At 70.4% G+C, this 12,478-nt stretch carries 12 protein-coding genes; 3 read left to right on the top strand and 9 right to left on the bottom strand.

The features are described from left to right. Positions 1 to 111: 111 nt before the first annotated feature. On the top strand, positions 112 to 738 hold the full coding sequence (locus tag ACZ6ZD_RS35130; protein WP_465678724.1) for a TetR/AcrR family transcriptional regulator: 627 nt from the start codon (positions 112 to 114) through the stop codon (positions 736 to 738). Here ACZ6ZD_RS35130 and ACZ6ZD_RS35125 read toward each other — a convergent pair. Further along, positions 709 to 1,332: a sigma factor-like helix-turn-helix DNA-binding protein gene (locus ACZ6ZD_RS35125; protein WP_465678722.1), complete on the bottom strand. Its 624-nt coding sequence runs from the start codon at positions 1,330 to 1,332 to the stop codon at positions 709 to 711. The two genes, ACZ6ZD_RS35130 and ACZ6ZD_RS35125, sit on opposite strands and share 30 nt — an antisense overlap. A gap of 27 nt (positions 1,333 to 1,359) precedes the next feature. Next, the gene (locus ACZ6ZD_RS35120; protein WP_465678721.1) at positions 1,360 to 2,304 is read right to left on the bottom strand and encodes an NAD(P)/FAD-dependent oxidoreductase; all 945 of its coding nucleotides are present in this window, start codon (positions 2,302 to 2,304) and stop codon (positions 1,360 to 1,362) included. Between the two features lie 78 nt (positions 2,305 to 2,382). Between ACZ6ZD_RS35120 and ACZ6ZD_RS35115 the strand changes: the two genes are divergently transcribed. Both ACZ6ZD_RS35115 and ACZ6ZD_RS35110 read left to right on the top strand, forming a co-directional pair. Continuing rightward, complete coding sequence (locus ACZ6ZD_RS35115; RefSeq protein WP_465678719.1) at positions 2,383 to 2,952, top strand: helix-turn-helix domain-containing protein; 570 nt, start codon at positions 2,383 to 2,385, stop codon at positions 2,950 to 2,952. Positions 2,953 to 2,983: 31 nt separating this feature from the next. After that, positions 2,984 to 3,946, top strand: a complete 963-nt coding sequence (locus tag ACZ6ZD_RS35110) for an asparaginase (RefSeq protein ID WP_465678718.1) — start codon at positions 2,984 to 2,986, stop codon at positions 3,944 to 3,946. Here the strand turns inward: ACZ6ZD_RS35110 and ACZ6ZD_RS35105 are convergent. The 7 genes from ACZ6ZD_RS35105 to ACZ6ZD_RS35075 all read right to left on the bottom strand — a co-directional run bounded on the left by ACZ6ZD_RS35105 (position 3,918) and on the right by ACZ6ZD_RS35075 (position 12,463). Further along, positions 3,918 to 5,144 (bottom strand): RNA polymerase sigma factor, encoded by a 1,227-nt coding sequence (locus ACZ6ZD_RS35105; RefSeq protein WP_465678716.1) that lies wholly within the window; start codon positions 5,142 to 5,144, stop codon positions 3,918 to 3,920. The two genes, ACZ6ZD_RS35110 and ACZ6ZD_RS35105, sit on opposite strands and share 29 nt — an antisense overlap. Next, positions 5,122 to 5,529, bottom strand: a complete 408-nt coding sequence (locus ACZ6ZD_RS35100; protein WP_465678715.1) for a YciI family protein — start codon at positions 5,527 to 5,529, stop codon at positions 5,122 to 5,124. Before ACZ6ZD_RS35100 ends, ACZ6ZD_RS35105 begins: the two co-directional genes overlap by 23 nt. Before the next feature lie 61 nt (positions 5,530 to 5,590). Continuing rightward, positions 5,591 to 6,763, bottom strand: a complete 1,173-nt coding sequence (ftsY, locus tag ACZ6ZD_RS35095; protein WP_465678714.1) for a signal recognition particle-docking protein FtsY — start codon at positions 6,761 to 6,763, stop codon at positions 5,591 to 5,593. Between the two features lie 43 nt (positions 6,764 to 6,806). Then, positions 6,807 to 8,429: a thiol reductant ABC exporter subunit CydC gene (gene cydC, locus ACZ6ZD_RS35090; protein ID WP_465678712.1), complete on the bottom strand. Its 1,623-nt coding sequence runs from the start codon at positions 8,427 to 8,429 to the stop codon at positions 6,807 to 6,809. After that, a complete protein-coding gene (cydD, locus tag ACZ6ZD_RS35085; RefSeq protein ID WP_465678711.1) occupies positions 8,426 to 10,051 on the bottom strand; it encodes a thiol reductant ABC exporter subunit CydD in 1,626 nt (541 codons plus the stop codon). Before cydD ends, cydC begins: the two co-directional genes overlap by 4 nt. After that, on the bottom strand, positions 10,048 to 11,034 hold the full coding sequence (gene cydB, locus ACZ6ZD_RS35080) for a cytochrome d ubiquinol oxidase subunit II (protein ID WP_465678710.1): 987 nt from the start codon (positions 11,032 to 11,034) through the stop codon (positions 10,048 to 10,050). The genes cydD and cydB overlap by 4 nt, the downstream gene beginning before the upstream one ends. Before the next feature lie 13 nt (positions 11,035 to 11,047). Then, entirely contained in the window at positions 11,048 to 12,463 is a 1,416-nt protein-coding gene (locus tag ACZ6ZD_RS35075; protein WP_465678860.1) for a cytochrome ubiquinol oxidase subunit I, read from the bottom strand. Positions 12,464 to 12,478: the final 15 nt, after the last annotated feature.

Below are 12,478 nucleotides of genomic sequence, written 5' to 3'. Positions count from 1 at the left end.
GCCAGGTGACATCGGCGTGACATAGCGCCCGGAGCGGTCTCTTGTGGCACTCTGGCCTGGACCACACGGGTCGCAGCCGCGCCACTGCTCCCGTCCGAAGTAGGGAACGAAATGGAGATCGACCACGGGGTGACGCCACGCCGCGGCAGGCCGCGCGATCCGGACGCCGAGCCGAGGATCCGCCGCTACGCCGTCCAGCTGCTGCTGGAGCGTGGGTTCGACAAAATGACGGTGGACGACGTCGCCGAGGCCGCTGGAGTCGGCAAGGCGACGATCTACCGCCGGTGGGCGAGCAAAGAGGAGCTCGCCAACGACGCGATGGCCGACCTGTTCGACATCGAGATCCCGGACGCCGACACCGGGTCGCTGGCAGGCGACCTGCGCGAGGTCTACGGGAACGCCTTGACGTTCGTGAACAACCCGATGGGAGCCGCGCTGATGCGGCTCGGCATCAGCGAGGCGAACCGCGACGAGCGGTCCGCCGCGATCTACCGCAGCCTGCTGGAGCGCCGTATCGAGCACACCCGCGCCGCCCTGGAGCGCGCGTGGGCCCGCGGCGAGCCGATCCGCCGGTCCGCCAACCCGGTGATGATGGTGGAGTGGCTGTCCGGGCTGTTCGTCCTGCGGCTGGTCATCAACCAGCCGATGCCCGCCGTCGACGACGTCGACTACCTGGTGGAGCTGACGATGCGCGTGATCCGCGAGCCGTCAGCCCGTGACCGGGAGCCAGCCCGATAGGAACGCCAGGGCAACGATGAGGCCGACCACCAGGGCAGCCAGCACTCCTGCCCCGGTGGCGCGCCGCCTCCGCCGTCTGAGGATCTTGCCGGCGGTCCAGGCCCGGTCGGCGAGGTCGACCTCGGGTAGCTCGTCTGCGACCTCGGCGAGTACCGGACCGACGTCCTCACGTCGACCGATGCCCTGGCCGCGCATCGCGCTGAAAGCGCTCATGCCCTGGGCGTGGACGGCGGTCTGCGACAGCGTCAGCACGTCTGCCGTCTCGAACTCGGTCAGCTCCTCCAGATGCAGCAGCACCAGGACAGTGCGCTGCGTCGGCGTCAGTCCAGCAAGCGCTTGTTCTACTGGGCTCTCGGTATCCGGAAAGGGCCGCACCCGGCTCCACCGGGTCAGGGCCGGTTGGTAGAGCGCCCCTTGGACGTACGCGTCCGGGTCATCCACCTTGGACCACTGCGGTGACAGCCGGGTGAAGGCCTGCAGCAGAGCGTGTTCGGCTCGCTCCAGGTCGCCGTACACCAGGTACGCAGTACGAAGCCATCTGCCCTGTCGCGCGTCCACGTAGGACGCGAACTCCGGGTCGACCGTCTCGAGCATCCACCCCTCCCGCCGCTATCTAACTCCTCAACTACCTCGTGCGGCGAGAGCCAAACCCGTCTCTTCGCGAATCAGATCCGCATTGATCACCGAACCGGCCTTCAAACCACCCGCCGCGGCCATGACGACCTGGGCCATCGGCTCGGTCACGTTGCCGGCGGCATAGACGCCTGGCACAACGGTCTGGCTCATCGCATCGACCGGGAGCGCATCGCCGATCACCATCCCATTCGCCTCCACTGCGGCGGTTTCGAGCCCCAGCTCGACCAGGAAGCCAGCGCGGGAGCGCAGCCCGGTCTGCACGGTCAGTACGTCGCGGGCAACGACTTTGCCGCCCTCCAGCCGGACTCCGGTGAGCTTCCCGTCGACTGTCTCGATCTGCTCGACCTTTCCGGTCACTACGGCGATTCCGCGCGCCGCAAGCTCTTCCCACTGCTCATCGGTCGGATCGGCCGCAGTGTGCAGGAACAGCGTCACATCAGCGCTCAGCTGCCGGAACAGCTGCGCTTGGTGCAGAGCCATCGGAGTGGTCGCCAGTACGCCGATTGCCTGGTCCCGCACCTCCCAGCCGTGGCAGTACGGGCAATGCAGCACACCCGTCCCCCACTGCTCAGCCAGCCCCGGTACGTCGGGCAGTACGTCAGTCAGCCCGCTAGTGACCAGAACGCGCCGTCCCGCGTACGTCGTCCCGTCGGCCACCTCGACCGTGAAAACGTCGCCCTGGCGGACGCCGACCACGGTGCCGGTCGCGAACTCACCGCCGTACCCGGAGACCTCGGCACGGCCGACCGCGTACAGCTCGGCCGGCGGAGTGCCGTCGCGGGTCAGGAAGTTGTGCACGTGGTCCGCCGGGGCGTTGCGCGGCCGGCCGTCGTCGATGACCAGCACGGACCGGCGCGACCGCACCAGCGCCAGCGCCCCACTCAGCCCGGCCGCACCGGCCCCGATCACGATCACGTCGTACGTCGTCATGATGTCCAGCTCCTCTCGTTACCCCGAGGATCCGCCGACGTTCTCGATTTCGACAACTTTCTTTGCCAGAATGGCAAGATGTTCGACGAGGTGCTGGAAGCGGTGGGCCCGCGGCTGCGGGCGTTGCGGGTCGAGCGCGGGACGACGCTCGCCCAGTTGTCGGAGTCGACCGGGATCTCGGTCAGCACGCTGTCCCGGCTGGAGTCCGGGCAGCGGCGGCCGACGCTGGAGCTGTTGTTGCCCTTGGCCCGTGCCCATCAGGTGCAGCTCGACGAGCTGGTGGACGCCCCGACGACCGGCGATCCGCGGATCCACGCGAAACCGGTCAAACACGGCGGCGCGACGGTCATCCCGCTCAGCCGGCGTCCGGGCGGGCTGCAGGCCTTCAAGCAGATCGTGCCGGCCGGTTGGCCGGGCGGCGAGGTCGACCAGCGCACCCACGAGGGCTACGACTGGATCTACGTGCTGTCCGGGCAGATCCGCCTGGTGCTCGGCGACAACGACTTCGTGCTGAGCGCCGGCGAGGTGGCCGAGTTCGACACCCGCGTCCCGCACTGGTTCGGTAACGACGGCCCCGGCCCGGCCGAGATCCTCTGCCTGTACGGGCCGCAAGGGGAGCGGATGCATGTCAAGGCGCGGACCCGCTAATCTGCGGCCGTCGACATGTGAGGAGCTGGTAGTGAGCGTCGCGTTGTTCACGTTGGGCGGCACCATCGCCATGGCCGGCGACCGCCGGTTGACCGGAGCCGATCTCACGGCCGCGGTGCCGGGGCTGGCCGCGCTGGGCCGGCCGGTCGAGATCCAGGACGTCGAGGCGGTGCCGAGCGCGAACCTGACCACGGCCAAGGTGCTCGAGGTGGTCGACGCGGCGTCCAAGGCGATCGCCGCCGGCGCGACCGGCGTCGTGGTCACGCAGGGCACGGACACCCTGGAGGAGACGGCGTTCCTGGTCGACCAGGTGTGGCCGCACGCGCAGCCCTTCGTCCTGACCGGCGCCATGCGCAACCCGACCCTTGCTGGGCCGGACGGCCCGGCCAACCTGCTCGCCGCCTGCCGCGTCGCCTGCTCCCCCGCGGCCCGCGACCTCGGCGCGGTCGTCGTGTTCAAGGACGAGATCCACGCGGCCCGCTGGGTCCGCAAGACGCACAGCACCAGTACGTCGGCGTTCGCGTCACCGGTGGCCGGGCCGATCGGCCACGTCGTGGAGGACCAGGTCCGGGTCCTCACCCGGCCGGCGAGGCTGGACGGCCTCCAGGGCAGCGTTGAGCCGAGTGCGCTCGCCTCGGCCAAGGTTGCCCTGTACCCGATCACGATGGACGACGACGGCCTGCTGCTGAACGGCTTGGCCGACACGCACCAGGGTCTGGTCGTCGCCGCGCTCGGCGCTGGGCATGTCCCGCACGCGCTCGTGCCCGCGCTCGAAGCGCTCGCCGCGACGATGCCCGTCGTCCTCACGACGCGGACCGGCGCGGGCTCGATCCTCCGCAACACCTACGCGGGCCCGGGCGCCGAGATCGACCTGCTGCAGCGCGGTCTGATCGACGGCGGCTTCCTCGATCCCTACAAGGCGCGGGTGCTGCTTCGGTTGCTGCTGGCAACCGATGAGGACGACGTCAGCGGGGCTTTCGCGCAATATCGTTGAGCGCGGCCGCCTTCAGACTCAGATAGTCGCGCTCGGGGATGCTCGTCGTCCCGCGCGCGGCCGCCCGGAAGTACTCGACGGCGGTTTCGAGGTCGCCGCGCAGCTCGTACAGGTGGCCGCGCGTCGCATCCAGCCGATGGTTGCCGCGGAGCTCGTCGTCGAGTGGCGCCAGCAGCTCGAGGCCGGCGTCCGGGCCGTCGACCATGGCCGCGGCGATGGCGCGGTTGAGCTTGACCATCGGGTTACCGGAGAGGCTCTCCAGGAGGCCGTAGAGCGCAAGGATCTGCGGCCAGTCGGTGTCCTCGGCGCGGCCGACCTCGTCGTGCAGCGCGGCGATCGCGGCCTGCAGCTGGTACTCCCCCAGCGGCGGCGAACTGAACGCCTGGACGGCCAGCTCGACGCCCTCGGTGATGTACGCCTGGTTCCAGAGGCTGCGGTCCTGCTCGGCCAGCGGGATCAGCTCACCGGCGCTACCGGTCCGCGCGGCGCGGCGAGCATCAGTCAGCAACATGAGCGCCAGCAAGCCAGTCACCTGGCCGTTGTTGAGCTGGCTGCGCACTGCGCGCGTCAGCCGGATCGCCTCAGTCGACAGGTCACTGCGGTGCAGCTCAGGGCCGCTACTACTCGCGTAGCCCTCGTTGAACATCAGATACAGCACATGCAGCACATTGCGCAGCCGGTCGTCCGCATCTGTCGTCAGGTCGAAGGTGGCGCCCTTGAGCCGCCCCTTCGCCCGACTGATCCGCTGCGCCATGGTTGCCTCCGGCACCAGGTACGCCGTGGCGATCTCGGCCGTCGTGAGCCCACCGACGGCCCGCAGCGTCAGCGCGATCGCCGAGGCCGGTGTGAGCGACGGGTGACAGCAGAGGAACAGCAGGCGCAGCGTGTCGTCCTGCTCCTCGACCTCTTCCGGCGGGACGTCCCGCAGCGCCGCCTTCTCCTCACGCCGCCGCCGAGCCTGCTCCTGCCGGACCTCGTCGATGAACCGCCGCAGCGCGGTCTGGATCAGCCAGGCCTTCGGGTTGTCCGGACGCCCGTCCCGCGGCCAGGTGGTCGCAGCGGCCAGCAACGCCTCCTGTACGGCGTCCTCGGCCGCGGCGAAGTCGCCGGTGCGCCGGACGACCACGCCGAGGACCTGCGGCGTCAGCTCACGCAGCAGGCCCTCGAAGAGGTCGTCAGATGTCCCAGAAGTCGGCATCCGACCCCATCAGCCGGCGGACCTCGATCGGCTGTTCGAGCGGCACACCACCCGGGCCGGGCGCGCTGGACTGCTCCGCGGCGATCTCGAGCGCCCGCTCCTCGGAGTCCACGTCGACCAGCGTGTACCCGGCCAGGACCTCCTTGGCCTCGGCGTACGGGCCGTCGGTGATCACCGGCGCGCTGACGCTCGCCGCGCGGACGACCTTGGCGTGCTTCGGCCAGGTCAGCCCCTGGACCTCGACCAGCTCACCGCTGGCCCGCAGGCGCTCGACGCTGTCACTCAGGTACTGCATGTGGGCCTTCATATCGGCCTCGTCCCAGTCGTGCATGATCGTCTCGGTGTTGCCACCGTCGTGGTTCATCAGCAGCAGGAACTTGGTCATCTCTCGTCTCCTTCTTCGGGCCGTTTTACCGAAGGACGAAGCTGCGCGGGCGTTCTCTACATCAGTCCAGCAACGCGTCGACGAACTGCTCCGGCTCGAACGGCGCCAGGTCGTCGGCGCCCTCGCCGAGGCCGACGAGCTTCACCGGGACGCCGAGCTCCCGCTGGACCGCGATCACGATGCCGCCCTTGGCCGTGCCGTCCAGTTTGGTCAGCACCAGGCCGGTCACGTTGATGACGTCGGCGAACACGCGCGCCTGGGTGAGCCCGTTCTGCCCGGTGGTGGCGTCGATGACGAGCAGCACCTCGTCGACCTCGGCCGACTTCTCGATGACGCGCTTGACCTTGCCGAGCTCGTCCATCAGGCCGGTCTTGGTGTGCAGCCGCCCGGCGGTGTCGACCAGGACGACGTCCGCCTCCTCGGCGATGCCCTGCTTGACCGCGTCGAACGCGATGCTGGCCGGGTCCCCGCCCTCAGGGCCGCGCACGGTCCGGGCGCCGACGCGCTCACCCCAGGTCTGCAGCTGGTCCGCGGCGGCGGCGCGGAAGGTGTCCGCCGCACCCAGGACGACATGCTTGTCCTCGGCGACGAGCACGCGGGCGAGCCGGCCGACGGTCGTGGTCTTGCCGGTGCCGTTGACGCCGACGACCAGGACGACGGCCGGCTGCGACTCCTTCCGGGTGACCGCGAGCGAACGGTCCATCGACGGGTCGACCAGCGTGATCAGCTCCTCACGGAGGACGTCGCGGGCCTGCGCGGCGCCGACGCCCTCGACGCGCATCCGCGTCCGCAGCTTCTCGACCAGCTCCTGCGTGGGGCCGACGCCGACGTCCGCGGTGATCAGCGTGGTCTCGATGTCCTCCCACGTCTCTTCGTCCAGCTTGTCGCGGGACAGCAGCGCCAGCAGGCCCTTGCCGAGCGATCCCTGCGACCGCGCCAGCCGCGCGCGCAGCCGGACCAGCCGGCCCTGCGCGGACTCGGGCTTCTCGACGGCCGGAGCGGCCGGTTCGGCGGGCAGCTCGGTGTCCTCGAGCGTGCGGGTCGGGGTGTCCCGGGGCTGCTCGGCGTCCTCGCCCACGGTCGGCTCGGCCGCGTCCAGCGTCGGCGTGGTCGCCGACGGCAACTCCGACCTCCGGCGGCGGGCGATGACGAGCCCGGCGACAGCGCCCAGCACGACCACCGCCGCGATGATGATCGCGAGCAGGACCTGATCAGTCAGCAAAGGGATCGACACGATTCCCCATCTTGGCAGACGCACGGCCCGCGCAGCGCATCCGTCACCGCAGATGCACCTCCTGTCGCGCTATGTGAGCGGGCGCCAGCTCCGGCCGGTGGGTCAGCAGGACGACGGTCCGCTCACCGGCCGCCGCGAACAGATCGGCCAGCAGCGCGCGGCCGGTCTCCTCGTCCAGATGCTCGGTCGGCTCGTCGAGGATCAGGACGTCGCGCTGCGCGAGCAGGAGCCGGGCGAAGGCGAGCCGCTGCCGCTGCCCACCGGACAACCGCGCGCCGTGCTCGCCGACCAGTGTGTCCAGCCCCTCCGGCAGGCGCTCGACGAAGACCCCGAGCCGGGCCAGGTAGAGCGCTCGCCAGATCCGCAGGTCGCTGACGCCCGGGTCCGCGAGCAGGAGATTCTCCCGGATGGTCGTGTCGAAGACGTGGCTCTCCTGCGTGAGCAGCCCGACCACGGACCGGACCTGGTCGCCCTCCAGACTGGCCAGGTCGACGCCGTCCAGCAGCACCTGACCTGCGCGCGGCTCCAGGAATCGCAGCAGCACGGCGGCCAGCGTGCTCTTGCCGGCGCCGCTCGGCCCGGTGATCACCACTCGGCTCCCGGCCGGCATGTCCAGGCTCAGCTCGCTCAGCACGTCGCTGTCGGCGCCGTACCCGACGCGGAGCTGCCTGACCTGCAGGCCCCGCCCCTGCGGCAGCGCGGCCGGCTTCTGCGGCTCAGCCACCGGCTCTGGACTGTCGACCAGCTCCTGGACCCGACCGAGCGCCGAACGCACTCTGATCGCCAGCTGCGCCGCCGCGGGGACGCCGCCGAGGACATCGGCCAGCGCCAACGGGGTGAGGACGAGTACGGCGAACACCGCGCCGGTAATGCTCGCCGTACTGCCCAGCACCAGACCGGCGATGCTCGCACCGCCGACACACACCACCAGCAACGCGCCGCCCAGCCCCGCACTCCAGGCCGACCGCCGCTCTGCCGCCGCCAGCCGCGCGTCGCGGGCACTGAACGCCTCCAGCACCCGGTCGGTCGCGTTGAAGGCGATCACCTCACCTGCGGTCAGCAGCGTCTCCGTCGCCGCCGCTGCGACGTCACCGCGGGCGCCGGCCACGCTGCGCTCGGCCCGCCGAGCCGACCAGGCAGTCAGCCACGGCACCACCGTGCACGCGACCAGCACGGCGACAGCGACGGCCGCACCCGCCGTCGGCAGCAGGAGCGCGATCAAGGCGACGGTCGCGGTCGCGGTCGCTGCTGCGACGGCCACCGGCAGCAGAACGCGCAACCACAGATCGAGCACCGCATCGACATCCAGCACCAGCCGCGCCAGCAGGTCACCTTGCCGCCGCCCACTCAGCCCGCCCGGAGCCAGCCGCTCCAGCCGCGTGGTGATCCGGGCCCGGGTCTCCCCCAACACCCGGTACGCCGCGTCGTGGCCGACCAGCCGCTCGACGTACCGGAAGACGCCGCGCGCGACGCCGAACCCGCGGACGGCGACGATCGGGACCAGCAGGATCAGCACCGGCGGCTGCGCGGCCGCCGTGGTGATCAGCCAGGCCGAGGTCGCCAACAGGCCAACCGCCGACCCAGCGGCACCAACGCCGGCCAGCAGCGCCAACGCCAGCCGCCACCACACTCGCCGGTCCGGCCGGATCAACTCCCAGCTGCTCACGCCAGCACCAACTCTCGTGGTCCCACGACAACGCTTCGGTCAGCCGCTGCAATCAGCGCAGGCCGGTGCGCGACCATCAACACCGTGCGGCCGGTCGCGCGCAGGCCGGCGATCACTGCGGCCTCGGTATCCGCATCCAGCCCGGCCGTCGGCTCATCGAGGAGCAGAACCGGCGCGTCGGTCACCAATGCCCGCGCCAACGCCACCCGCCGCTGCTGCCCGCCCGACAGCAGCTGCCCGCCCTCACCGACCGCCTTGTCGAGCTCCAACTCACCCGCACCGGCCGCCAGCAGCGCGAGCCGAACGGCGTCATCGGAGGCCTCCGGCTGCCCGAGGCGCACGTTGTCCGCGACACTCCCCGACCGTAGCCCGGCCCGCTGCGGCACCCAGGCGAACTGCCGCCGCCAGGCACTCGGCTCGAACTCGTCCGCCGCGCTGCCACCCGCGACCACCACACCGCGCTCCGGCTCGACGAAGCCGAGCAGCACAGCCAGCACGGTCGACTTACCGGCGCCGCTCGGCCCGGTCAGCGCGAGCACCTCCCCCGGCCGCACCTCCAGGTCGAACCCGTCCAGCGCCGGCTCGTCACGACCCGGGTAGCGCACGGTCACGTCGTACAGATGCAGGGAGGTGGTGCGCAGATCCGGGACGTCGGACCGGTCGCCGCGCTCGGGCAGCGGCGTCTCCAGCACGCGGAAGACCTCCTCACTCGCGGCGACGCCGTCGGCGCTGGCGTGGAAGTGCATGCCGACCTGGCGCAGCGGCAAGTACGCCTCGGGCGCGAGGATCAACACCATCAGCGCGGTCTCCAGCCCGAGGTGGCCCTCGATCAGTCGCAGCCCGACACCGACGGCCACCAACGCGACCGAGATGCTGGCGAGCAGCTCCAGCGCGAGCGAGGACAGGAACGCGAGCCGCAGGCTGCTCATCGACGTCACCCGATGCCGATCGGTCACCCGGCGGACGGCGGCGCTCTGGGCCTTGGCGCGACCGAACAGCTTCAGCGTCGGCAGACCGGTCACCACATCGGTGAAGTGATGGGCGAGCCGGTCGAGCGCGCGCTGCCGGCGCCGGCTGTGCGCCTGGGTCGCCCAGCCGATCAGCGCCATGAAGATCGGGATCAACGGCAGGGTGATGACGACCGTCCCGGCGGCGATCAGATCGCCGGTCGCCATCCAGCCGATCACACCGGCCGGAACGGTCGCGGCCAGCACCAGCTGCGGGAGGTAGCGGGCGAAGTACGGATCGAGGTCGTCGAGACCCTTGGTGAGCAAGGTCGTCAGCGAACTGCTCCGCTCACCGCTCAGCCAGACCGGACCGAGCTTCAGCGCATGCTCCAGCGTCTGCCGCCGCAGCGTCGACTTCACGGCCGCAGCAGACCGCTGCGCAACCACCTCTTGCACCCAGAGCAACGCGGCCCGCCCAGCAACCACAGCGGCGAGCGCCCAGGCCGCACCGGTCACGTCAGCACCCGCCAGCACCACCCCGGCGATTACCTTGGCCAGCAGCACCGCCTGGACGATGATCAGCGCACCACTCGCGACACCGATCAGGACCGAGGCCGCCAGGAAGCTCCGAGCCGCACGAGCCCGGCGCAGCAGCCGCGGATCAAGCGGCTTCATGCCACCACCACGACCCGCTTGCGGAACACCCAGTACGTCCAGCCCTGGTAGAGCAGCACGAGCGGTGTGAAGATCCCCGCGATGATCGTCAAGATCTTCAACGTGTACGCCGTCGACGCCGCCTCGGCCACGGTCAGCGTCGTCTCCGGGCTCAGCGTCGAGGGCAGCACGGCCGGGAACAGCGCAGCGAACAACGAGACCACAGCCAGCCCGGTCGCGACCGCTGACCCGGTGAAGGCCCAGCCCTCCCGGCCGAGCCGGTTGGCCACCAGACCGCCGACGAACGCCGCTGCGGCGGCCGCTGCGACCACAGCCGAGGCAGTGTCCCCGCGCAACGCCTGAGCCCACCACAAGAAGGCGACAGCGAGGACTGCGGCGACCACACCGACCTGACCAGCCAGCCGGTTCGCCCGCTCCCGCAGTACGCCGGTGGTTCGCAAGGCCAGGAAGATCGCGCCGTGGGTGACGAAGACCGCCGTGAAGGTCAGCCCGCCGAGCAGGGCGAACGGGTTCAGCAGCTCGCTCAGCCCGCCGATGTACTCGTGCGAGGCATCCAGCGGGACGCCGCGGACCAGGTTGGCGAAGGTGATCCCCCACAGCAGCGGCGGCAGCACCGAGCCGACGGTGATCACCGTGTCCATCCGGCCGCGCCACTCCAGGTCGGCCCGTTTACCGCGGTACTCGATCGCGACCCCGCGCAGGATCAGCGCGACCAGGATCGCGAACAGCGGCAGGTAGAACCCGCTGAAGACGGTCGCATACCACTCCGGGAAGGCGGCGAACATGGCCGCGCCGGCCATCACCAGCCAGACCTCGTTACCGTCCCAGACCGGGCCGATCGTGGTGATCACCGCGCGCCGCTCGGGCTCGTCGCGGCCGAGCACCCGAACCAGCGCCCCGACCCCGAAGTCGAACCCCTCGAGCACGAAGTACCCGGTCCACAGCCCGGCGATCAGCAGGAACCAGACGGTCGTGAGCTCCATGATCCAGCCCTTCTCAGTAAGCGAACGACAGCGGTTCGGCGGCATCCGGCGCGTCGTCCGGGGCACTCTCGGGCGGGGGCGCGTCCGTCCCGGCCAGGCCGGCCCGGATCGTGCGCAGCATCAGCTTCACCTCGACGACCCCGAGGACGCCGTACAGGACGGTGAAACCGGCCAGCGAGATGATCAGCTCGGTCGCCGTCGTCCCCGGGGAGACGCCGGAGGCCGTCGGCATCAGGCCGAACACCAGCCAGGGCTGGCGGCCGGTCTCGGTGAAGATCCAGCCGAAGCAGTTCGCGACCAGGGGCAGCAGCGGCAGCGGCGCGACCAGCCAGATCAGCCACGGGGCCGGCGCCCGGCCCTTTCTGGTTGCCCAGAGCAACCACAGCGCGATCGCGCCGGCCGAGAGCCCGACGCCGATCATCAGCCGGAACGTCCAGTAGGCGAGCGGGATGTTCGGGTTGTAGGAGCCGGGGCCGTAGAGCTTCTCGTAGGCCTCCTGCAGCGAGTTGATGCCCTTGACCTCGCCGTCGAAACTGCCCGTCCCGAGGAAGGACAGCAGGTACGGCACCTTGACCGAGAAGACCTCCTTCGAGCCGTCCAGCGTGCCGATCGTGAACAGCGACAGCGCTGCCGGCTTCTCGGTCTCGTAGAGCGCCTCGGCGGCGGCCATCTTCATCGGCTGCACCTCGGTCATCACCTTGCCCTGCTGGTCCCCGGTGAGCGCGACCCCGGCGCTGGCCGCGAGCACGATCACGGCGCCGATCTTCAGCGCCGTCCGGAAGACGTCGCGATCGACGCCGGGCCGGCGGAGCAGGTGCCACAGCGCGACCGCCGCGACGAACGCGCCGCCGACCATGAACGCGGCGAAGATCGTGTGCGGATAGGTGACGAGCACGACCTTGTTGGTCAGCACCGCCCACAGATCGGTCAGCTCGGCCCGGCCGCGCTCGGGGTTGATCCGGAAACCGACCGGGTTCTGCATCCAGGAGTTGGCGGCGAGGATGAAGTAGGCCGACAGCTGCGTACCGAGGACGACCATCCAGATACAGGCCAGGTGGACCAGCTTGGGCAGCCGGTCCCAGCCGAACATCCAGAGGCCGATGAACGTCGACTCGACGAAGAAGGCGAGCAGACCCTCGAGCGCGAGCGGGGCGCCGAAGACGTCACCGACGAAGCGCGAGTAGTCCGACCAGTTCATCCCGAACTGGAACTCCTGGACCAGGCCGGTGACGACGCCCATCGCGATGTTGATCAGGAACAACTTGCCGTAGAACTTGGTCAGCCGCAGGTACTTCTCCTTGCCGGTGCGGTACCAGGCGGTCTGCAGCCCGGCCGTGATCGCGACCAGGGAGATCGTCACCGGCACGAAGAAGAAGTGGTACACGGTGGTGACGGCGAACTGCCAGCGGGCCAGATCCAGGATGTCCACGAACCCCTCCAGACG

This window comes from Kribbella sp. NPDC104218 (assembly GCF_055584105.1).
Note: the sequence above shows the minus strand (reverse complement) of the source record. Positions and strands in the feature narration are given on the sequence as shown.

Excerpts from the sequence above, each read along its gene's own strand:
- ACZ6ZD_RS35130 (WP_465678724.1), top strand. The coding sequence starts at position 112 with ATGGAGATCGACCACGGGGTGACGCCACGCCGCGGCAGGCCGCGCGAT.
- ACZ6ZD_RS35125 (WP_465678722.1), bottom strand. The coding sequence starts at position 1,332 with ATGCTCGAGACGGTCGACCCGGAGTTCGCGTCCTACGTGGACGCGCGA.
- ACZ6ZD_RS35120 (WP_465678721.1), bottom strand. The coding sequence starts at position 2,304 with ATGACGACGTACGACGTGATCGTGATCGGGGCCGGTGCGGCCGGGCTG.
- ACZ6ZD_RS35115 (WP_465678719.1), top strand. The coding sequence starts at position 2,383 with ATGTTCGACGAGGTGCTGGAAGCGGTGGGCCCGCGGCTGCGGGCGTTG.
- ACZ6ZD_RS35105 (WP_465678716.1), bottom strand. The coding sequence starts at position 5,144 with ATGCCGACTTCTGGGACATCTGACGACCTCTTCGAGGGCCTGCTGCGT.
- ACZ6ZD_RS35100 (WP_465678715.1), bottom strand. The coding sequence starts at position 5,529 with ATGACCAAGTTCCTGCTGCTGATGAACCACGACGGTGGCAACACCGAG.
- cydD (WP_465678711.1), bottom strand. The coding sequence starts at position 10,051 with ATGAAGCCGCTTGATCCGCGGCTGCTGCGCCGGGCTCGTGCGGCTCGG.
- cydB (WP_465678710.1), bottom strand. The coding sequence starts at position 11,034 with ATGGAGCTCACGACCGTCTGGTTCCTGCTGATCGCCGGGCTGTGGACC.